This is a genomic window from Neobacillus sp. 204 (assembly GCF_046562815.1).
Taxonomy (GTDB): Bacteria; Bacillota; Bacilli; order Bacillales; family Cytobacillaceae; genus Neobacillus.
The window spans coordinates 44,213-65,935 of the sequence record NZ_JBJORY010000004.1 but is presented as its reverse complement, the minus strand read 5'-3'; the positions used below and the strand labels follow the sequence as shown (position 1 = coordinate 65,935).

Below are 21,723 nucleotides of genomic sequence, written 5' to 3'. Positions count from 1 at the left end.
AAAGGGCGAACCTGTGTAAATGAAAACATCTACACATTCCATCCTAGCAATTTCATTATCATTTTTATCCATTTCAACTGGTCAATAATGATACTATTAAACTAAGAGAAATAGAGTTATTAAAGGAGCGGAGAATGTTGGAGAAGATAAACCGGAATGACCCTTGTCCATGTGGAAGCAGGAAAAAGTATAAAAAGTGTTGCGGGGCAAATGAAGCTATATCAATCACCGATTTGATTGATAGTGAAATTGAAGTACTCCAAAAGCATATCCTCCATTACGCTTACAATCATTTCGAACAAGAAATTCAGGAAGATTTCGAAGACCTTGGTGAAGTGATTGATATCGATAATGAAAAAGAACGGGAATTTTATGAATTGATTCATGCCATCTGGTTTACTCTTTTTGAAGGGTTAGATGATGGTGAAACGATTATCAATAAATTTATTTCTGCTGAAATCGGGAAAATTAAACGACCAAGACTTCGAAAGATATTACAAACATGGACCGATGCTCGAACAATTGCGGGGAAGGTTCTAGCCGTTGAAAGCAACCGTTTATTCATCGAGGATGGCTTTACGTCTGAAGTAATTGAAGCGATAGTTGCTAATGCGTCCGCTATAGTAAAAAAAGATTCATTTATCGCAGGAATCATGGTTCCATATAACCAACATTATGTCTTCTACCCATCTCCCTTTGATTTACCAGATCTAAAACCTGAAGATGCCTTTACATATATTGAAGCCGGCAGTATAGAGGCTGGTTACGACTTACCGCAGGAATATTTGACCGACTTCTTCATGGAGGTGTTGAGCGATCTTCCGATGATTAGCAGTGGTCTCTTGGATATTGATAGCATGAACTGGCCAGCACCGGTCTATAAAGATGTTGCCAGTATTTTTGAACGAGAGTTGAAAGCACTAGATATACCTAAAACTGTAATCGACACAGTTGTTATTCTTTGGCTTAATTTTTGTCAAAGAAGAAAGAAGCGCATCCAAAATCCAAAAATTTATGTAGCTGCCCTTCATTATTTACTGTCCAAGATTGCACCATTGGAAAAAGTCTATACTCAAAAGGAATTGGCCAAGTACTATGGAGTATCAGCTGGGTCTGTTTCTTCTGTATATTCAGAATTAGAAACAGAATTATCGCAGGAACTCGATGAGTTAATGGGAATGGTCTACGGTTTCGATGATCCACCGCTGCAGTTAGTCACTGAAAGAGCGTCTGTAATTGAGTTTCCAAGAAAAAGTGGTTCAGGTACTGGAGAAACAGTGAAATTAGAAGGTGTCACGGATTCAAATATTCAGACACTAACGCCTGTGAAACCATCAAGTAAGAAAGCAAAGGGTCTTGCTCGAAAGGTATCTAGGCAGGATGAGGAGCGTGCTCGAAATTTAATCTACGACGCTTATCAAACTGACGGTCAGCAGCGTTATAAGCTGGCTAACGAAGCTTTAAAACTGAATCCAAATTGTTCGGATGCCTATGTCATTCTGGCTGAAAAAACAAAAAGTCTCGAAGAAGCCATCCTCCTTTATCAAAAAGGAATCCAGGCGGGGGAGCGTGAACTCGGTAAAGCTTTTTTCAAGGAAAACAAGGGTTATTTCTGGGGATTGGTTGAAACAAGACCCTTCATGCGCGCAAAACTTTGTTACGCTGAGGCCTTGACTTTGCTGGGAAAAATCTCCGAAGCAACCCAGCAATATGAAGAATTACTAGAACTTAACCCAATGGATAACCAAGGTGTTCGGTACTCGTTGTTTGTGTCCTACATAGATGCAGGAGAGTATCAGAAAGCTGGGGTCTTGCTGAAACAATATGAAGAGGAGACCGCCCAAAATTCATATAATAAGTTGTTACTTGAGATTCATGAAAAAGGCTTCACTTCAAAAGCCGCAAAGCTGCTGAAGGAAGCAAAAAAAGTAAATAAGTTTGTGTTAAACTACCTAACAGAAAAAAAACGCCTGCCCGCCTATCCACCTGACTATTACGGCTTTGGTGATGAAAATGAAGCAATTGTCTATGCGAATATGCATTTGCATTTGTGGAAGAAGATTGAAGGGTTGGAGGAGTGGTCGAAAAACAAATAAGAATTCCCTAAACATTTTAAGCCCTCGGTAACACCTAGTTACCGAGGGCTTTTTTGAATTGACCCCATCCCTATTATATTGAGCGATTTCAAATTATGGATTAGTTCCTGAAAGTTTCACAAGACCCAAGAAAACACTTTAGGTCTTGGAGATATAATTGGGAACAGGAGTGATATTTGAAGGGAAGGCTGTTTAATGAAAAAATGGATGATAGTTATAGTTTTGATTCTTATTGGGGTAGGAATTTTCTCGATTAAATATTATACGACATTATTGGATTCAAAGGATTCAGCCATTATTGTTAATAAGCACTATTCATTTAAGGATAATTATCAAGATAAACGAAGATTAACGAATGCTGTTGATAATATTTTTATTGGTGAGGTGATTCGGGAGGTTGGGAATGAAGAATACACAGGCATTCCGAATACTCAATTTTTAGTACGGATAACGCAAAACATAAAAGGTGCCCTCCTCGGAGACATTACCGTCAATCAAGAGGGCGGATATTATAAGGAGAATGGGAATTTATATCTCCTTTCCTACGAAAGATCTCCATTGCTTAAAAAGAATCAAGTGTATTTATTTTTCCTAACTAGAACAAAAAAGGTTTTTTTTGAAATGATGCCCAAATATGGGAATATTCCTTTAGAAAATGAAGATGAAAAGTTAAAACAGATTGATGAAGTAAGAAAACTACTACCGGAAAATTAACCCTAAGATGACACCAAACGAAAAACCGAGAGAGCTCTCTCGGTTTTTCCTTTATAAATAAAATCACTGCAGTCCTACCATTGGTGCATGGGCAGCACTCATTGCTTTTTCTTCAATGGTTTTGCCGGTACCATGGCATTCAGAACATGCTTTAGTACTTTCTCTATTATGTTCTGTATTGGTTTGATCTAAAGTTATTCCCGTAGTTTCATCAAAAATTGCTTTTCCGGTAACACCGTAAATTGCTGTTGAACCGTTATGGCAAGTTATACAAAACTTTCGTTCCTTTTCGTTATCCCAATCACCCGAGACAGTTGATAAAGTACGTCTATCCTCTAAACCAAGTTTCTTGTTAAGGATATTTATACTGTCTGAGCCATGAGTGTCATGGCAAACTGCACATGGGATATGTCCGTCATTTGATGTCGTCCCATCGGTTTTAACTAAATTACTACCATCTATTGCAGTAATACGATGCGCTGATAGATTACTATTAGTCGTGTCATTATCATCCTTATCTACGTCATAATACTGTTTAATGTCTGTAATCGTATGTTCATTCTTTTCACTATCGGTCCATTTCTTCGAACCATCATGGCACCTGAAACATAATGCATAATCGTCAGGTATTCCAGTTGCATTTGCATTTCGATATTGAAGAACTTTATAGTTTACTGCTATGGGCTGATCTTGATTTTTAGAATCATATTCCTTAATTAGACTTACTAATTTTGATGAACTTATATGACATTTTTCACAAGGCTGATTTTGGCTATTAAATTTTTGGCCATATGGATAGTATGGGTACTCCTCATTGTCCTTTTTAGTAATATCATTATGCTCATAAATATATTGATCTTTTACTTTTTGAGAATCACTGTCATGGCACATTTCACAAGGTTGATCTAAACTATCAATTGTTCCTATACCCGTATCGTTATGTGTATGAACAAAATGATCCTTCAATCTATTTGGATTCTCTTTGCTCCACGACAGATGTGGATTATGGCATGATGCACAATCTCCCGCATTATTTATTACTGAAGAAGTAGAATTGGAATACTTCGGTGTATGATTATTTTGGTGCATATTTTCTGGCATTGGAGCAACCGTACCATCATGACAAGCCATACAATAGTTATAGGTTGAATATTCAAAGTTTGTTTGTTGTAAATTATCCCCTAAGTTAGAATTTTGTTGTTCCGTCTTCTCCCTCAGGTTTGAAGCGTGTGTACTGTGGCAAGTACTACAGGTATTGGTATTCATTCCATTATTTCCGTGTGGATCTTTTAATTGATGGTAACCCTGTTTATCCCCTGGTATTTCAGAAATATTAGGTTCCCTCTCGGTTGTAAATTTTCTAATCAATGGTAAAAGAGGGTTACCTGAAAAGTCAGTTGTCCAATTCGAATCCTCATTATTTTTATTAATTAATAATGGATTAATTAAGACATAATAGGTGGTACTATGATTAAATGAATCACCATTTGGTGTAAAATCTACTTGAATATCATCACCAATTTTTTGGGGTTCCGAAATAACACCTTCAACACTACCGCCTTCACTATTTAATACGGCGATAGGATTTTTAATAGTATCAGCTGTTATCATATTATCAGAAATTCGAACTGTAATTTTTGTATTTGTAGTTACATGATTCATGTCTTCGCTAGTAAGTAAATCTACAAGTGGTGTAGTTCTTTCACCCGTCGTAGGATTTACATCCGCATAATTAACCTTAATAGAGGCAACCTTAGGCAATTCCCCTACGTAAAAGCTATAACTTCTCTCCGTATAATTTTCGTTAGAATCGGTTGCTCTAATTATATAATTATATTGCCCTTCAACAAATTCATCGGGAAAAGTATAAGTCCATTGATTGTTAATAGTATTGTTTATTGTAATCAGAGTATTAGGATCACTTTTATTATAAAGTTGCAATATGATTTCACTTCCAGATGTAATATTATCCTTAACAGTCCCGGAAATGGTAACATTCTTATTTTGTAATCTTGAGCTAGTGACTTTCAAGCTAGGCAACTTTGTATCTACCGTAAATGAAAAATCTACTTCGGTAGGAGAACCAGTTAGAGGTGTTGCCGTCATTCTATACGTATATTTACCATCATTAAATTCCTTTGGCATTATATAGGAAAAATTACCCGTACTTTCATCAAAAGGGATAGGTACGAAGTTATCAGTGCCGCCATCGATCTTTAGTTGGACTTCACTTAGATCCCCTTCGGCAATAATCTGGCCGTTTACGGTGACCTCATTACCCTTAACATCCGTGGTAATAGACAATACTGGATTAGTAGTCGTCTCAACACCCTCATCCGTTGATGGAGTAGTAATTGGTTCAGCATTGTCACCTGACACAGGCTCTGTAATCGTTGGCTCAATCACATCCACTGCAAGTGGAAAAGTTGGATAGACCACACTAACCAGAAGCTGAATTACAATATAAATAATTAAGTATCTGTATATTGATTGTAGCATTGTTAATCCACCCTTTTGGTGTTTTATTTTAGTTATCTAATGGTGTTGTTATATTAGTAATGTCATAGTTAGAATGAATAGATTATGGAAAATTAGCGTTTGGAAAAAAACACTAACCTACATTATTATTATACCTATATTGGATATGGGAAATGAATAACAGAACGGTGAAGAATTGTTGACGATTCTGTGAAGTTGATAATTGACAAATTTGTGAACGTGTGCAAAAATACGAATAAGAAAACAGCCCACCTAAATGAGCTGTCCTCTTAAAACTTACATATTTCATTCAGGGCTACCAAATAGTAGGGCTATTTGGTAGCTTTTTTATTGTTTGCTAGCATCTAATCCGCCTGGCATTGGGTCATCAGAATCATTACCATAGCCTTGGTCGTTTCTTATACCTTCAGCATGTGAAGATGTGTGACATCCCCAACATACAGACATGTTTGTGTAACGTTTTAAAGCAGATGATGGAGCTTTGTCAAGCATATAAGCTTTAGCAGTTGTGATGTCAGCAATTTGACCATTGTCAACTAAATCTTGTGCTGTAAAGCCTTGAGCATCCTTCATAACAGTTACGTCAGTACCATGTGCAAAGTGACAACGTACGCAAGAGTAAGTATCAGAAGTTGTAGTGTGACGATATGCATGACTGTAGGTACCAGATTCAGAACCAGATTTAGCAAGGTAGTCAGTATGACAAGCCGAACAGAAGCCTGACATTACAACACCTTTACCTGATTTTTTAGCACCAGTTTCATCCCAATTTAAACCATTCCATAAAGATAAAACATTTGTTTTTGTTACATTTTTAGCAGCTAAACCAGCGTCCGCTACTGGTGTTACGTCTAAATCCACAACATAAGCACGAGCGATATCGCCTTCAGTTGCAGCGTCTAAAAGTACTTTACCAGCAGCTCCTGTGTTAGAACCGATCCAGTTATTAGATGAACGAATATCTTTACCACTTTTCAAAGGAGTTGCAATTGTGGCATCTGTATATATAGTTTGTTCTAAAGTCTTGCCTGAAGCTGGTACTGTTGGTTTTGGAGCCCAGAATGCAGTATCATACACTTTGTAAGTGTGAGTTGCATCATATGTTCCAGTGTATACCCATGGAGTTGTATCTAAAACATATGCTGTTCCACTCCATTTGTATAATTGGATAACAGTTGCTCCTGGAGATAATCCAAAGATTTTATCAGCTGCTATTTTTGCAGCATCAATATTAGTATTTCTAACAAGAATGAAATCTGTTGTTTTTTCAGTTGGAATGCCAGTAACAACAGGAACGCCAACTAATTTTTGACCGCCATCAGCTACAGGAGTTGTAGCGATACCGTTTGGATTGTAATGTAATAATCGATCACTGTAGGATCCATGTGGTGCGTGGCAGCTTGCACAAGTAAATTCACCAGCCCAAGAACCCTCACCAGTTTTGTTACCGCCAGGAGCTGCTTTAATTGCTACCGCACCAGTAGCTAAGTGAACTGACATATTTCCATCTTCAGTACCACCAAAAGTACCAGCAGATTTAGAAGCATCAGTACCAGTTGCAAATACGTTGTAGAAACCTAATGTACCATCATGACATGCAGTACATGTTGCATAAACACCATTCTTGAACAATAAGTTCTTAGAAGCGGCTGTATGTGTTTGGTGACAGCTTGCACAAGAGTTAGTGTTGTTTGCATAGTCACCGTGTGTTTTATGAGTTGAAGTTGAACCATCTTTGTTTGTCATTCCACCAGATTTAATCACATTAGAATAATTTTCGGACTGTCCACCAGCACCTAGACCAGTTTGGTTCGCGTTTGTTAAGCTGTTGTCATTTTCATCATCATCAACCGCTTTGGTTACATTAACGTCTGCGTTCCATGCAAAAGCTGCTTTTGCGGAAGTACCATCAGCATTAACCGCTGCAACTTCGATACTAGTCTCTTCTTCAATTCCTACAAAACTGTATTCTTGTTCTGTAACATTTTCTTTTAAAACACCATTTAGATAAACATCGTAGCTAGTTGCACCACTTACTGCATCCCAAGTAAGATCTAAATCATACTCAGTAACATTTTGTCCAGTAGAGGTAGTAGATTTAATTTTTTCTAATTCTGCTTTAAGCCCAGTTGGTGCATTAGGTGCAGCAGCAAAAGCTAAGGCGCTAAACATTCCCACTAATAATAGTGTTAGTAGGAATGAAAAGCTTAATTTAATCTTACTCATTCCAAAAACCTCCCATAATCTCTTTTCTCTCTCTTTTTATAAATATCTACTTATGAGGTATATCTATTACTCTATATTGAGCACATCACCTCCTTAAATAACTTAGGATAAGGTAATAAATAGATTAGTAATAAACTGCAACCCGTTGGTTTAATGTATCGGTGATATAGATTTGATCATCACTGTCAACAAAGAGCCCATTTGGTAGGTAGAATTGTTCGTTTCCATCACCCATCCCACCGAAAGTAAATACCTCTTTACCAGATTCATCAAAACCATAGATAAAGTGAGTCAGGTTGTTTACCACATACAGTATTCCACGTGAGTCAACAGCAATTCCACGAGGGTTGACGAAGGATGACGATCCTTTACCATCTTTGGAGCCATTTACTGTTCTTAAATATTTTCCTTTTTGATCGTAAACCACTACACGGTTATTTCCAGAGTCAGAGACATAGATATTATCATCTTTATCAGTAGTAACACCGTTTGGTGCATTTAATAGGTCTTTTTTATTTGCTCCATTTGCTATTTCTAGCAATTTTTTTCCTTGTAAATTAAAGACTACTAGCTTAGATGATTTAATATCAGTTACATACAACTTTTCATCTATAATTCTAATTCCTGCTGGAGAATGAATTAACTTAGCTTTCTTATCCTGCTCTTCGAAGTACTTAATGAATTTTCCCTTTTCATCAAAAATAGATATGTTGCCGTTATATAAATCCGCGACGTAGACATTACCTTTTTTATCACCTGCAATACCATATGGGAATTTAAATTCTCCTTTTCCAGCACCTTCTTTACCAAATTGGAAGATGGGTGAGCCAGAACTATCAAACGCTTGAATTTGTTTATGATTTGTATCAGTAACATAGATAAAGGAACCAATTTTTGCTACATCCATCGGCTTATCGAGCGACTTGTCAAGGTCACCATTTATCATAAAGTTAAATACCGGCGGGCCATTTCTATCCACAATTTTTGCTGTTTTCTTTACTTCCGACTGCAAACCAAGAAAATAAATGGCTGCAAAAACTAAAATGGTTAAGGTTACGATGGTACCCATCCATATATAGACCGTTTTCTTCTTCAAGGGTTCCAACTCCTTTACTTCAATTATTCTTAGCTGATAGGCGATCAAGTGCTTCTAATGCTGGTTTATACAGAGGATCGTAACTTAATGCTTCTTTGTAAATTTCCTCAGCCGCACCTTTCTTCCCTTGCGCTTCTGCAACTCTGCCAGATTCAAAGATAATATCTGTGTTTCCAGGCATTAGTTTATCAGCCTGTGCCAATGTTTCACTTGCTTCTTTATACATCTTTAAATTTCGATATGCGATTCCTTTAAGCAGGTGTCCTTTGTAATCCCGTGGCGAAAGATCTGTTGCTTTTACAGCATTTTTTAATGCGTCATCATAGCGCTTTTCATCGTTATAAACAATAGCCAGATTTAAATAGGCATTATAATTTTTTTTGTCAAGATCGAGTGCAAGTTTAAATTCCTTAATAGCCTCATCATTATCATTGTTTAAAAAATATGCATATCCTAGTTCAACCCGAGTTTGTGGATCGTTAGGCTTTTGATCTGCTACTGCCTTTGCATGGTCTAACTGCTCTTTTAATTGATTCCGATCAACGTCAGACCATAAATATTTATCACTAATCAAGTAGGCTGCCGTTACGCTAACACCAAGTGTAACAATTAAGATTACTAGAGCTTGCCACCACTTAAAGCGATCATTTTTTTTCTTCATTACCTTCTTCTGAGTTTCTCTGGTGGTTTCTTCTTCTTGAGCTTTGGGCTTTTGTTGTGCTTCCATAAGAACCCTCCTTGTCTACATCAACGCTTAATACTTAATTACTTTTTATGGCATCCCGAACATGTTTCTGCTACATGGCAGGTATAACAAAAATCGGTTACTTTTTGATTAACACTAACTTGTACTGGGTGTTTTTTTCTCCAAGATTGGTTATTCTCATGCATGCTAGGATGACAGCTTGAGCAAGCTACGATTTTTGAATCTAAATTGTCGGATTGCTGATAATTGTGACAGGCAAGGCATTTTTGTTTATCTTCATATGCTACCTCACCATGTTTTATCATGAAGTTGCTAGTATGGCTTTCAGGTCTCGTACTGTGACAAGCCTTACAAAATGTGTTTTGTTTTGCATATTCGTACTGTGTAATTGTAGGTTTTGTATCTTTGATATTGTGTAAGAATTTTTTTACAGCTGGTAAAGTATCAAATCCTTTAATCTCTACCTCCGACATTCCTTTATGACATTCATTACATTTCACTAAGTTTGTTGCGGCTTGTTTGCCGTGTGTTTTAAACTTAAAGTTCTCTTTTTTATGGCTCTTCGGTACCATTCCAGTCGTATGACAAGCAGAACATTCCGTTGTTATTTTCCTATCTTTATGACACTCCATACACGTATCCATATCTGGTCTAGTGAATTTTAAATCGGCCATGGCTACAGTTCCAATCCTGCTATTCCACTTTTCGTAGTCAGTTGAGTAAGTCATTTTTCGGTCAGCGACTTTACCGTGTGCAACCCCACTATGACACTGTACACATTCAACACCTTCAGTTTTATGCTTATCATGTGGGACGATTAAATCACCGGATGGAGTTACCTCTCGTTTTAAAACATCGTGGCAGGACTCACATGCGCTGTCTGGTATTTCTCCAGGCATTCGAATTGGTGCAGCAGATGTGCTCTTTGATTGTTTTTTTAACTTTTCAACTACCCCTTGAGCTTTATCTTTTGCCAAATCCTTTAACACAGGATCGGTATGACAGCTGGTACAATCCACTTCGCTGTGTGTGGAGGCTTTCCATGTATAGACCTCCGGTTTCATCTCATGACAGGATGCGCAAAATTCTGAGCTGGAAGTTGTTTCTAGCCCCACGAAGCTGAGACCAAAGAAAATGGCTAGAAACAACAGTGTTAATGTTGCAATTTTTATTAACTTATAGTGAAAACGGGGAGGGGTCGACCGCGTTTCTCGTTCTTCTTCCATAAAGCGACCCTCCTGAACAAAATTAATTATTTCTTCTTGTCTGATTTAAAGCCAGTTCTGTGACAGTATTGACAGTAAACATCTGTTGGTGCTTTTACTTCTGTTGATCCTGGTTTTGGCTTTTCACGGTCGTGACAGACGAAGCATTCTGATTTTTGATCAGCTGTTTTTGCTTTTGACGCGTGAGCTGTTAGCCATTGATCACTGTCTACGTGACCAGCAGGACGGTTGCTGTGACAAGCGCTACAGAATTTATTGATTCGTGATTGATCTTTAACGATTGTGATGTTTGGTATATACTTTGTTTTTGTTTCTTTCATCTTAAGTAGCGAAATAATGTCTTCTTTTGGAATGGCTTTAAACCATTTAGAATCCTGGTGACAGTTCACGCACTTATCTAACTCTTTAACTGCTGTGCTGCCATGATTTCCGTTCCAGCCTTCAACCTTATGGCTTTTAGGAACTTTAACTTTTTTATGGCAAGTTTCACACGCCATTGAAAGTTTGACGTCTTTTTGTTGTTTTCCAATTGCTTGTAAAATGATATCCTGTGTTTTTTGATCATGCTCTGCTAAGGCTTCTGCTTCTTTCGTCTCGCCTTCACCTGTTGCCTTAGTCGTTGCTTCAGTTGCTGTTGCAGTTGTAGTTTCCTTACCTTTTTCCTTAAGTTGTTTCTCAAGTTCCTCTGGATTTGCTGGAACGTTATAAGAAGCTTCCTTCCAAGGCTTTACGCCGTTGTTCACTTGATCATGGCAATCAATACAAGTTCCCATGTTTGGTCTTAGGTATTTCTTTTCCATTAACTTTTCAGCACTCTCTGCTGTCCACTTACCGCGAACTTCTTCGACGTTGATACCACGAGAAGCCATCTTCGCATGCACGACCCCAGCATGACAGGTAATACAAGGAATATCTTGTTCGATATGTCCTTTGTGATTTACCTTTAAGTCCCCAGACGCTGTGACTAGACGATTTTTCGAGTGACATTGTAAACAGTTTTCGTTTGATACTGCCTCTTCTTCGGTTTGAACAATTTGTTCGGGTACACCTGTTACGTGGTAGTACACTTCTTTCACTGATTTCATCTTATGGGTAATCATGTTGGTGAAACCAGGCTTGATATGACACTGAACACAAGTGATCTGGTTGTGAGCACTCGCTGTATAGGTAGAATATTCAGGTGCCATTTCGTGACAGCTTGCACAGAATGTCGGGGAGTTAGTTAAGGAAAGAACTCCATAACCTCCGCCAAAAACAACGATACAACCAACAAGGGAAACGAACAGCAATTTCCACCTGTTTACTGGATTCTTCCAATCAATTCCTCGAAACTTTCGCCATAATCCGCGAATCAGGCCAACTTTTTTTCTATCTTCTCTACTTTCGGGATCTATATTTTTATTTTTTTTCCCCCAAATGGCCACTTAATTCACCCTTCCCATTTTGGATTCATTATCTATTTATTTTCCATATTAACCTCTCTAAAGGTAGTATCTAACATTGTGAGAGTATATTCCAATGTACAAATTGTGAATAATTTTTCATTGTAAAAAAAGGGCTAATTCCCCCTAAAAACAACATAAAAACATTGTTATTCCAAGGGTAGATTAACACTACACCGGCATTGGTAAGTGTGGATATTTTTGAATTTTTATACGTAATATCTACTTATTATTCATTTATCTTAAGTATTTATTAGCTCTTATTTCTGGTTGAAATATATTCTCAAAATCACGCCATAAGTCTGTCATATTTGACAAAAAACCGAACTTACTGAAGTCGAACTGACGATTCGGACAACGAAGAAAATATAATAGTAGATTGTAGGAATTCTGCTTCCTTCCAACATTGTTGTCACTGTTTGGAGGAAGTGGTAAGATGGAAAAGAAATTATCGAATATTTTTGACAAGGTTTTTTAATTTAGCACTTATTGACTCTCAGGTAAAAGGAGCGTTCATCAGATATGGGGATTTTAGATAAAGTGTTTGATTTGAACAAGCGTGAGCTGAAGCGGCTAGACAAGCTTGCGGCGAAAATAGACGCACTGGCGGCGGAAACAGAAAGGTTGACCGATGGCCAGCTGCGAGAAAAAACGGAAGAGTTCAAGTCCCGCTATCAAAATGGGGAAACATTGGATGATTTACTGGTTGAAGCATTTGCAGTTGTCCGTGAAGGGGCTCGCCGTGTGCTTGGTTTATATCCGTATCATGTTCAGCTAATGGGGGGTATTTCTCTCCACGAAGGGAACATTTCGGAGATGAAAACTGGGGAAGGTAAAACGTTAACTGCGACCATGCCAGTTTATCTGAACGCACTTTCTGGTAAAGGTGTTCACGTTATTACGGTCAACGAATACTTAGCAAGCCGTGACGCCGTTGAAATGGGAGAATTGTATCAATTTCTCGGCCTATCGGTTGGACTAAATTTAAATAGCATGGATAAAGAAGAAAAACAAGCAGCTTATGCCGCTGATATTACGTATGGAACGAATAACGAATTTGGTTTCGATTATTTGCGTGATAACATGGTCCTATATAAGGAACAAAAAGTACAGCGACCACTTTTCTTTGGCGTCATTGACGAGGTTGACTCGATTTTAATTGATGAAGCCCGTACCCCTTTAATTATTTCAGGATCGGCACAAAAGTCAGCTGTCCTTTATATTCAAGCCAATGGCTTTGTAAAAATGCTATCAAAGGATACAGATTATACGTACGATGAAAAAACGAAGGGTGTTATGTTGACAGAAGAGGGAATCAGTAAAGCCGAAAAAGCTTTCGGAATTGAAAACCTCTTTGACATGGCACATGTTACTTTAAACCATCATATTAATCAGGCCTTAAAAGCGAATGTCAGCATGCACCTCGATGTTGATTATGTCGTTCAAGACGGCGAAATTGTCATTGTTGATCAGTTCACTGGCCGTTTGATGAAGGGCCGCCGTTATAGCGAAGGCCTGCACCAGGCAATTGAGGCAAAAGAAGGCCTCGAGGTTCAAAATGAAAGTATGACCATGGCAACGATTACGTTCCAAAACTACTTCCGAATGTATGAAAAATTAGCTGGGATGACTGGTACGGCAAAAACGGAAGAGGAGGAATTCCGTAACATTTATAACATGAATGTTATCGTAATTCCTACTAATCGACCAATTGCCCGTGATGACCGTCCTGATTTAATTTACTCCTCCATGGATGGTAAATTCCGTGCTGTTGTTGAGGATATCGCTGAACGTCATCAAAATGGACAGCCCGTACTGGTTGGTACGGTTGCAATTGAAACGTCTGAGCTTATTTCCAAGTATTTATTGAAAAAGGGTATTCGCCATAATGTTTTGAATGCGAAAAACCATGAACGTGAAGCTGAAATTATTGCCGAAGCGGGCCACAAAGGGTCCGTTACCATCGCGACTAACATGGCTGGTCGTGGTACGGACATTAAGCTCGGAGAAGGTGTATTAGAATTAGGCGGACTTGCCGTCATTGGTACGGAGCGTCATGAAAGCCGCCGGATTGATAATCAGCTCCGTGGTCGTTCTGGACGTCAAGGGGACCCGGGTATTACTCAGTTCTATTTATCAATGGAAGATGAACTGATGCGCCGCTTCGGTTCAGATAATATGAAAGCGATGATGGAACGACTTGGCATGGATGACACACAGCCAATTCAAAGTAAGATGGTATCAAGAGCCGTTGAATCTGCGCAAAAACGCGTGGAGGGCAACAACTTTGATGCTCGTAAACAGCTCTTACAATATGATGATGTTCTTCGTCAGCAGCGTGAAATTATCTATACCCAGCGTGATGAAGTATTAGAATCAGAGAACCTCCGCGATATCGTTCAAAAGATGATTTTTAACTCCATCGAACGAAATGTCGATGCCCACGCCTCTCGTCATGAGGATGAGGAAGAATGGGATCTTCAAGCGATTGTTGATTATGTGCATGCCACTCTTTTACATGAAGGTGACATCACTGTAGATAACCTAAAAGGAAAAGATCCGGAGGAAATCTGCGATACGATTTTTGCAAAAGTGAAGGAACGATATGACGAGAAAGAACAGCTTCTCTCTCCTGAGCAGATGCGTGAATTTGAAAAAGTTGTAACGCTGCGTGCGGTTGATTCCAAATGGATTGATCACATTGATGCAATGGATCAACTTCGCCAAGGTATTCATTTACGTGCTTATGGTCAAATTGATCCACTTCGTGAATACCAACATGAAGGCTTTGCGATGTTTGAGGCGATGATTCATTCGATCGAGGACGAAGCTGCTATGTATATCATGAAGGCTGAAATCCGCAACAATCTTGAGCGTCAAGAAGTAGCAAAAGGCCAAGCAGTGAATCCAAAGGAAGACGGAGAAGCCGTTAAGCAAAAACCAAAAGTGAAGCAAATTGATGTGGGCCGTAATGATCCATGTATTTGTGGCAGCGGCAAGAAATATAAGAACTGCTGTGGGGCAGGGAAATAAAGATGTTTTGGGAGAGCTGGCGATGTGAACGCTGGCTCTCTTTTTGTTGATTGTGGAAATTGTAGATAAGTAGCAGGTAATTGTGGATATCTTCTGAAAATTTGTGAATATCTTCCTATTATGTTTGCAGGCAACCGTCCGCTTTATGTTGATATCCACTACGGCTTTTATCTATCTCTATGAAAATGTGGATACCATTTGCAGAATTGTGGATAAATTTCAAAAAAGAACAGTTACCCACATGGGGATTACTTTACAGAAATAATTCGTAAAATAAAAACAAGCATCTCTCACTCTAAAAGAGATGCTTAAGAATTAGGTATACATTTCAATGAGCGAATTTGTGGCTTTTATGGGCGAATTCGTATGATCCAAACTTCAAACCTCACCAAGCAGCAATTGCCCCGTCCGTCCGTGCTTCTGTTCCGCCCATCAACACCCCAGACTCTGGATCGCGCCAAATAATCTGTCCGCGCCCGAAGTTACCTGTGTCGACCACTTTAATTTGGTGGCCTTTCCGGATAAGCGCTTGCGTTAGATGATTGGGGAAATGTGGCTCCACTACTACCTTCTTCCCTTCAATCCATTGCCATCTTGGTGCATCGAGTGTAGCCTGTGGATTTAATCCAAAGTCAATCGTATTCATGACCACCTGCAGATGCCCCTGTGGCTGCATATAACCGCCCATCACACCAAACGGCCCAACCGCCTGATTATCCTTCGTTAGGAACCCAGGAATAATGGTATGATACGTTTTAGCCCCAGGCCGCAATGCATTTGCATGGTCAGGGTCCAAAGAGAAATCAAATCCACGATTCTGCAAGGCAACCCCGGTGCCTGACACCACAATTCCAGAGCCGAATCCCATATAATTGCTCTGAATAAATGAGACCATATTCCCTTCACCATCTGCCGTAGCGAGGTAAACGGTGCCGCCACGTGGTGGCTGGTACGGATGCGGCACCAACGCTTCATCAGCGATTTCACTGCGTCTGGATTCACCATACTCTTCCGAAAGAACGTCAGCAAGGTTCATTTTCATAAAAGCAGGATCAGTAATGAATCCTTTGCCATCCGTAAATGCCAGTTTCATCGCCTCAATTTGCTTATGGTAGGTGTCGATCGTTTCCTTTTCACTGAAATTAAAACCTTTGACGATATTCAAGGCTAACAGCGCAACAAGGCCTTGACCGTTCGGCGGGATTTCCCACACATCATAGCCACGATAGTTGACTTTAATCGGCTCGACCCACTCGGCCCGGTAGCCTGCCAAATCTTCTTTGGAAATGAACCCATTGTATCGCTCGGAGAAGGCGGCGATTTTGTCGGCGAGTTCCCCACGGTAAAAGCTTTCAGCGCTCGATTCGGCAATGGAGCGCAAGGTATTTGCATGGTCCTTCGAATGCCAAATCTCGCCTACTTTCGGTGCCCTTCCCTTTGGGGCAAAGGTTTCAAACCAAGGCTGGAATTCTTCAGCGGTAAGGATTTGTTTGTAACGCTCATATGCCAGCCCCCAGTACTTCCCGAGTATTGGCGTTATGGGATAACCGTTTTCAGCATAGTCAATCGCTGGCTGAAGTACAACTTTTAACGGTAGGCGACCAAATTTTTTCGAGAGTTCAGCCCAAGCTGAAGGTGCCCCCGGAACTGTCACTGGAATCAAGCCATGGGCAGGAACTTTGTAATAGCCTCTAGCTTTCACGGCGTCAATCGTTAGACTCCTTGGTGCGGGACCACTTGCATTTAGGCCGTGAAGCTTTCCCTTTGTCCAGACAAGGGCAAAGGCGTCACCGCCGATCCCGTTGGAAGTCGGCTCGTGGACGGTTAAGGCAGCTGCTGTAGCAATAGCAGCATCAATGGCATTTCCGCCCTGTTTGAGGATATCTAGGCCTACCTGAGCCGCAAGCGGCTGGGAGGTAGCAACCATCCCGCGCCTAGCGAACACAGTTGTCCTTTGTGATGGGTAAGGATGGTACTGAAAATCAAAGTCCATGATTAGCCACTTCTTTCTATAAAGATATTATTTTCATTATATGAGAGATTCAGAATTTAGTATATCGAAATAGTTACGCTAAATAAAAAACGCTGCCCTGTATAAAGAGCAGCGTTTTCATTCAAATCTCTGATTAATGGGCTTCGATTAAACCATAACGGCCGTCACGGCGCTTATAAACAACGTTAGTACGATGCGTGTCTGCATTTGTAAATACATAGAAACTATGGCCCAGCATGTTCATCTGCAGGATCGCTTCTTCACTGTCCATTGGTTTTAGGTCGAAGCGCTTAGTACGAACTAACTCTAAATCATCTTCGTCTAGTTCATGAACTTCAGTGTTCTCTGTAGTTGCAAATGTAATAGGAAAGTCGCCTTTTTCACGGAACTTGCGGTTAACTTTTGTTTTATGCTTGCGAATTTGGCGCTCTAATTTGTCAGTTATCAAGTCAATCCCGGCATACATGTCAATATTTGTTTCTTCGGCACGAAGGACTAGTTGCGGAAGCGGGATCGTTACTTCTACTTTAGAAGTTTTATCTTGATTGAATCTTAGATTCACGTTTACCTTTGCATCAGGTGCTTCTGTAAAATAGCGTTCCAATTTTGCGATTTTCTTTTCTACATACTCTCTAATTGCTGGAGTTACCTCAATGTTTTCACCACGAACGTTATATTTCATTTGTGGATTCCTCCTTTAGTTAAGGCTATGTAATAACATTTCTATTTTACCCTATGATTATCCTGCTAAATCAGAACAAAAATTTTGTCGATTTATTGACAAAAACAAAAGGAATATAGTGACAATATTTTGCAACACTTTGACACCATTAGGTAAATTCCTCTAAAATGAATGGTTATTCAATTTTATTATAATCTTTAGTGAGACAACTTTCCAATGAAATGCCCATAGAATAGGGTAAATGGATGTTACAACGAAACGGAGGATTTCAAGAATGGAACATGAGGAAAGAAAATTATTGGCTTGGCATGAAACATTGGAATTGCACGAACTGGTAGCCTTCCAATCGGTAGGTTTAATGAAATTGAAGATGTCTTTAAAAAAAATAACGGACCCTGAACTAAAGGAAATTTATAAAAAATGTATTCATGATCTTGAAGGCAATCTTAAAGAATTACTTAGGTTTTACCCATCAGCCCAAGGTTATCAATCCAGGGACGAGGATGAAGAAGATTTGCGCGAGGATCCAGGCTTTTATGCCGGCGACTTGCTGGGTCTATCCAAGACATTGGTACGGAATCTTTCTGTCGCGATTACAGAAACGGCCACTCCTTCCTTACGTAAAACATTTACCAATCAACTCATTGGTGCGATTCATGGCCATGAAAGAATTTTTAATTACATGTATAAACACGGCTATTATCCAGCCTACGATTTAGGCCAGTTGCTAGGTCATGATATCAAGACTGCACAGAAAGCGTTAAAGATGGGGTTATAATGTTTTAGGTGTGAGCCTGCTTCATTTGCTAACGTGCAAGAGTGAGCGATTGCATGCTGGCTGCACCTGCCTCCTTCAATAGTTTTGCGGCATGCCTTAGTGTGGAGCCCGTAGTGTAGATATCATCAATCAGGACCACTTTTTTTCCTGCTATGTTAACATCAGGATGAACCTGAAAAACCTGTGGAAGATGGATCCGCTCCGACCGAGACTTTTTCGATTGCTTTTCAGAGTGGACTCTGCTGAGTATATCTGCAGGAGAGAAACCTGCTGCTGTTATAAGGGCTGCTGCCTGATTAAAGCCTCGTTCAAATTGCCGTTCGTCACTTAATGGAATCGGCACCAGCATGTCGGGGGCTAATTGGTTAAGTTTCATCTTGAAGAGTTCGCCAAATATTCTTGCCAGTACATAATCACCGCGAAATTTAAACCGGGCAATTACTTCTTTTAAAAAATCATTATAGACGAATAAGGAATAGTTTTTCTCAAGGGCTCCTTGCCATTTGGGGTCTTCCTCCAAACGGAAACAATCATGGCACACAGAACCATTTCGAAACTTGGAATCTACTTGGGAAAACGGCCGGCTGCAAATTTGGCATTGGTCGCCTTCGATTTTTTCTAACTTTCCTTCACAGGCCGGGCAAATAAGCTGTTCTTTATCAGCAGAGAAAATAGCCTTCCAGCCGATACTAGGCAGGATTACTTCATGGCAGATGAGACAGCGGTTTGGGTGAAATAGATTCATTTTTAATGACTTCCTCTCTTTTATTTTTCGAGCAAGTCCCTTTTGAGACCTTCCCGGTTCATTGCGACAATTTGCCTTCTGGCCTTTAACATCTCTTCGGTTTTTCCATAATGAAAATAGGTCACGACCCCCTCCGGATGATCCTTACTCCGCCCCGCTCTGCCGGCAATCTGCACAAGGGCACTTTCTGAAAAAACTGCATCTTCAGCCCCCACCACGGCAACGTCAATATTGGGGAAAGTTACACCCCGTTCAAGTATGGTTGTCGTCAATAGCAAAGAGATTTCTTTGGACCGCATTCTTTGCACTTTTTCTTTGCGGTCAGGGTCTTCAGCATGAACAGCCTCTATAGCTGACGTATATTGCCGCAGGATGGGGAGGGCTTTTTCCATCAAAGGGATATGTGGGAAAAAGACTAAGGCTTGCTTGTTCGCTTGGATCCGTGCCGTTATCCAGCGGAGGACATTGGGCGGGAGTTTATTTTTTTGCAGCTGCTTTTGCCAGTTTCCGCACCATTCAAATTCGGGGACAGGGAGCGGATGACGGTGGAAACGAGCTGGGATCGTGGTAAATGCTCGTTTTCCTGTTCGGCATTCCCTTTGCCATTTTTGATTGGGTGTGGCCGTCAGATAAATCATTGCGGCGGACGGTTTTCGTGCCTGGATGGCGGCATGCTGAAGTGACTCCTCTACCGTATAGGGAAAGGCATCGACCTCATCTAAAATAAGCGCATCAAAGGCTTGGTAAAAGCGGAGCAACTGGTGTGTTGTTGCAATGGTGAGGGGGGCATAGAGATGACGGTCCTCACTTCCGCCGTAAAGGGATGCTACTTTTATTTCCGGGAAGGCTGCTTTCAGTCTAGGGGTGAGTTCTAAGACGACATCTGTCCGTGGTGTGGCAATACAGATTCTTTTTTTCGCAGCAAGAGCCGCCTCAATTCCTGCGAACAAGACCTCAGTCTTTCCGGCCCCGCAAACGGCCCAGACTAAGTGTTCTTGATTTTGATTAATAGCCTCAATTACATGATCTGATGCTACCTGCTGTCCCTTTGAAAGTGCTCCCTTCCATTGTTTGATTGTTGCAGGAAGTTGGGTCTCAGGCACCGGCCCACTCCAGCCGATAAGCACCGTACATGCGCTGATTCTTCCCATCATGATGCAATAACGGCAATAGTGACAGGTTTCTCCACATCTTGAGCATGGGTAAGTGGCAAACCAGTGTGTGTCCTTGTTGCCACATCGGGCACAAACTGGCCTTTTCCCTTCGTATTGAATTCCTTTCCGATAGGTGATATAGCCATTTTCGTAGTGCTTCTGGATTTCTTTGAAGGGTATTGGGATATCTTCCAGGAGGAGCTGTTTTCCAATGAGAAGCTGCAGTAGGTCTGGATTGAAGGAGAAGGTTGGTTGGAGTGGCGGCTGCGGGATGCTGGGCAGTTTCGAGATTGGGAGTGAGTCCTTGTCTGTGGTGCTCGGGATTAACATGTCATTTTTTATGATAAAACGCACATGGCCACCTCCTCTGGTCGGAGATAATAGAGTCGATCTTTTGTTTTACCCGTTGTTTGCAGGTTTAACTTATATAGAACTTTTTGAGTGGCATTAGGGGACGGGAGCTTGAGAAATACTCTTAATTCTTGGTTGGTAATAGTTGGCTTGGACAAGTAATAGAAGTGGGTAAGGGATGTTAGATGAGCTGTTTTAGACGTAGTTTTGCAGGACGGACACTGCCAATTCCCCCTTTTGTAATTCATCGGGATATAGTTGCATTCTTTATTTGGACAGCAAACACCATTGCGTGTATCTTTTTCGGTCAGATTGCATTCTTTTAAGATATTTATTGGTTTTGGGCTATGTTGTTGTAAGAGTAGTTTTGCAATATTTTCCATAGTTATCGTGTCGATCCTTTCTTGCTGATACGTTTGTTCCATCTTTTCAATTTTATTAAAAAGGTCTCTTCCCTTACATATTTTGGAGAAATCTGTTTTATCTCCGGCATTAGATTTCAAGATTGTACTGGTACTTTTGAAAAATATAAGGGTATCGACTGGGAGTAGGTGGCAATGATTTTTGATCAGCCAATTGCGAAGGAGGGATTGAAGTCGTTGGCATTGAACACGCGGGTCCTCGAAAGATTCTTCTGTTCCATCTACATGTGTTCGGATAAGTTGCTTGAAGGTATTTTCAAATGTCAATGTACCTACAATGTTTTTGGCTTCGATGATGAGGATGTAGTTTCGCGAGAGGAGAAGGGTGTCGATTTGAAAATGAATACCATTATATTGAAGTTGGAGGTCATGGAAGATGAGGTATTTATCATGCGGAAGTTCTTTAACGTAATTAGCTAGTGCTATTTCTCCCCAGTATCCAGCCCATCGTTTGGCTAGATCTTTTTCAATTTCCTGATATTTGGGATGGCCTATGATTAGTCGTTTTTTAAGAATCTCGGTTAAAAATAGTCTTTGTGGTGGGGTTAAGCCTTTCATGA

Annotated in this window: 15 protein-coding genes; 4 read left to right on the top strand and 11 right to left on the bottom strand. The window is 40.1% G+C overall.

Annotation, left to right across the window (positions count from 1 at the left end; genetic code table 11):
- Positions 1–137 precede the first annotated feature (137 nt).
- Both ACJ004_RS09630 and ACJ004_RS09625 read left to right on the top strand, forming a co-directional pair.
- Positions 138–2,096, top strand: a complete 1,959-nt coding sequence (locus ACJ004_RS09630; protein WP_410892703.1) for an SEC-C metal-binding domain-containing protein — start codon at positions 138–140, stop codon at positions 2,094–2,096.
- A 195-nt stretch (positions 2,097–2,291) separates the two neighbouring features.
- Complete coding sequence (locus tag ACJ004_RS09625) at positions 2,292–2,810, top strand: hypothetical protein (protein ID WP_410892702.1); 519 nt, start codon at positions 2,292–2,294, stop codon at positions 2,808–2,810.
- Positions 2,811–2,873: 63 nt separating this feature from the next.
- Here the strand turns inward: ACJ004_RS09625 and ACJ004_RS09620 are convergent, their stop codons facing one another.
- The 6 genes from ACJ004_RS09620 to ACJ004_RS09595 all read right to left on the bottom strand — a co-directional run bounded on the left by ACJ004_RS09620 (position 2,874) and on the right by ACJ004_RS09595 (position 11,987).
- The gene (locus tag ACJ004_RS09620; RefSeq protein WP_410892701.1) at positions 2,874–5,309 is read right to left on the bottom strand and encodes an Ig-like domain-containing protein; all 2,436 of its coding nucleotides are present in this window, start codon (positions 5,307–5,309) and stop codon (positions 2,874–2,876) included.
- A 327-nt stretch (positions 5,310–5,636) separates the two neighbouring features.
- Positions 5,637–7,535: a cytochrome c3 family protein gene (locus ACJ004_RS09615; RefSeq protein WP_410892700.1), complete on the bottom strand. Its 1,899-nt coding sequence runs from the start codon at positions 7,533–7,535 to the stop codon at positions 5,637–5,639.
- 124 nt (positions 7,536–7,659) lie between these two features.
- The gene (locus tag ACJ004_RS09610) at positions 7,660–8,631 is read right to left on the bottom strand and encodes a 6-bladed beta-propeller (protein ID WP_410892699.1); all 972 of its coding nucleotides are present in this window, start codon (positions 8,629–8,631) and stop codon (positions 7,660–7,662) included.
- 19 nt (positions 8,632–8,650) lie between these two features.
- Positions 8,651–9,358, bottom strand: coding sequence for a tetratricopeptide repeat protein (locus tag ACJ004_RS09605; protein ID WP_410892698.1), 708 nt, complete (start codon positions 9,356–9,358; stop codon positions 8,651–8,653).
- A 38-nt stretch (positions 9,359–9,396) separates the two neighbouring features.
- A complete protein-coding gene (locus tag ACJ004_RS09600) occupies positions 9,397–10,563 on the bottom strand; it encodes a cytochrome c3 family protein (RefSeq protein WP_410892697.1) in 1,167 nt (388 codons plus the stop codon).
- Between the two features lie 26 nt (positions 10,564–10,589).
- Positions 10,590–11,987: a cytochrome c3 family protein gene (locus tag ACJ004_RS09595; RefSeq protein WP_410892696.1), complete on the bottom strand. Its 1,398-nt coding sequence runs from the start codon at positions 11,985–11,987 to the stop codon at positions 10,590–10,592.
- Between the two features lie 540 nt (positions 11,988–12,527).
- On the opposite strand from ACJ004_RS09595, the gene secA reads away from it, so the two are divergent.
- On the top strand, positions 12,528–15,038 hold the full coding sequence (gene secA, locus ACJ004_RS09590) for a preprotein translocase subunit SecA (protein WP_410892695.1): 2,511 nt from the start codon (positions 12,528–12,530) through the stop codon (positions 15,036–15,038).
- Positions 15,039–15,423: 385 nt separating this feature from the next.
- Here secA and ACJ004_RS09585 read toward each other — a convergent pair whose 3' ends face one another.
- Both ACJ004_RS09585 and hpf read right to left on the bottom strand, forming a co-directional pair.
- Positions 15,424–17,031, bottom strand: coding sequence for a gamma-glutamyltransferase family protein (locus ACJ004_RS09585; RefSeq protein ID WP_410892694.1), 1,608 nt, complete (start codon positions 17,029–17,031; stop codon positions 15,424–15,426).
- 133 nt (positions 17,032–17,164) lie between these two features.
- Positions 17,165–17,713: a ribosome hibernation-promoting factor, HPF/YfiA family gene (gene hpf, locus ACJ004_RS09580; protein ID WP_410892693.1), complete on the bottom strand. Its 549-nt coding sequence runs from the start codon at positions 17,711–17,713 to the stop codon at positions 17,165–17,167.
- Between the two features lie 274 nt (positions 17,714–17,987).
- On the opposite strand from hpf, the gene ACJ004_RS09575 reads away from it, so the two are divergent.
- On the top strand, positions 17,988–18,491 hold the full coding sequence (locus tag ACJ004_RS09575) for a spore coat protein (protein WP_410892692.1): 504 nt from the start codon (positions 17,988–17,990) through the stop codon (positions 18,489–18,491).
- A gap of 28 nt (positions 18,492–18,519) precedes the next feature.
- Here the strand turns inward: ACJ004_RS09575 and ACJ004_RS09570 are convergent, their stop codons facing one another.
- The 3 genes from ACJ004_RS09570 to ACJ004_RS09560 are packed head-to-tail and all read right to left on the bottom strand — an operon-like array spanning position 18,520 to position 21,721.
- The gene (locus ACJ004_RS09570; protein WP_410892691.1) at positions 18,520–19,236 is read right to left on the bottom strand and encodes a ComF family protein; all 717 of its coding nucleotides are present in this window, start codon (positions 19,234–19,236) and stop codon (positions 18,520–18,522) included.
- Between the two features lie 20 nt (positions 19,237–19,256).
- Complete coding sequence (locus ACJ004_RS09565; RefSeq protein ID WP_410892690.1) at positions 19,257–20,744, bottom strand: ATP-dependent helicase ComFA; 1,488 nt, start codon at positions 20,742–20,744, stop codon at positions 19,257–19,259.
- A complete protein-coding gene (locus ACJ004_RS09560; RefSeq protein ID WP_410892689.1) occupies positions 20,729–21,721 on the bottom strand; it encodes a nuclease-related domain-containing protein in 993 nt (330 codons plus the stop codon). Before ACJ004_RS09560 ends, ACJ004_RS09565 begins: the two co-directional genes overlap by 16 nt.
- Positions 21,722–21,723: the final 2 nt, after the last annotated feature.

Coding starts and splice junctions, on each gene's coding strand:
- ACJ004_RS09570 (WP_410892691.1), bottom strand. CDS start 19,236: ATGAATCTATTTCACCCAAACCGCTGTCTCATCTGCCATGAAGTAATC.
- ACJ004_RS09575 (WP_410892692.1), top strand. CDS start 17,988: ATGGAACATGAGGAAAGAAAATTATTGGCTTGGCATGAAACATTGGAA.
- ACJ004_RS09615 (WP_410892700.1), bottom strand. CDS start 7,535: ATGAGTAAGATTAAATTAAGCTTTTCATTCCTACTAACACTATTATTA.
- ACJ004_RS09620 (WP_410892701.1), bottom strand. CDS start 5,309: ATGCTACAATCAATATACAGATACTTAATTATTTATATTGTAATTCAG.
- ACJ004_RS09625 (WP_410892702.1), top strand. CDS start 2,292: ATGAAAAAATGGATGATAGTTATAGTTTTGATTCTTATTGGGGTAGGA.
- hpf (WP_410892693.1), bottom strand. CDS start 17,713: ATGAAATATAACGTTCGTGGTGAAAACATTGAGGTAACTCCAGCAATT.
- secA (WP_410892695.1), top strand. CDS start 12,528: ATGGGGATTTTAGATAAAGTGTTTGATTTGAACAAGCGTGAGCTGAAG.
- ACJ004_RS09605 (WP_410892698.1), bottom strand. CDS start 9,358: ATGGAAGCACAACAAAAGCCCAAAGCTCAAGAAGAAGAAACCACCAGA.
- ACJ004_RS09600 (WP_410892697.1), bottom strand. CDS start 10,563: ATGGAAGAAGAACGAGAAACGCGGTCGACCCCTCCCCGTTTTCACTAT.
- ACJ004_RS09585 (WP_410892694.1), bottom strand. CDS start 17,031: ATGGACTTTGATTTTCAGTACCATCCTTACCCATCACAAAGGACAACT.
- ACJ004_RS09560 (WP_410892689.1), bottom strand. CDS start 21,721: ATGAAAGGCTTAACCCCACCACAAAGACTATTTTTAACCGAGATTCTT.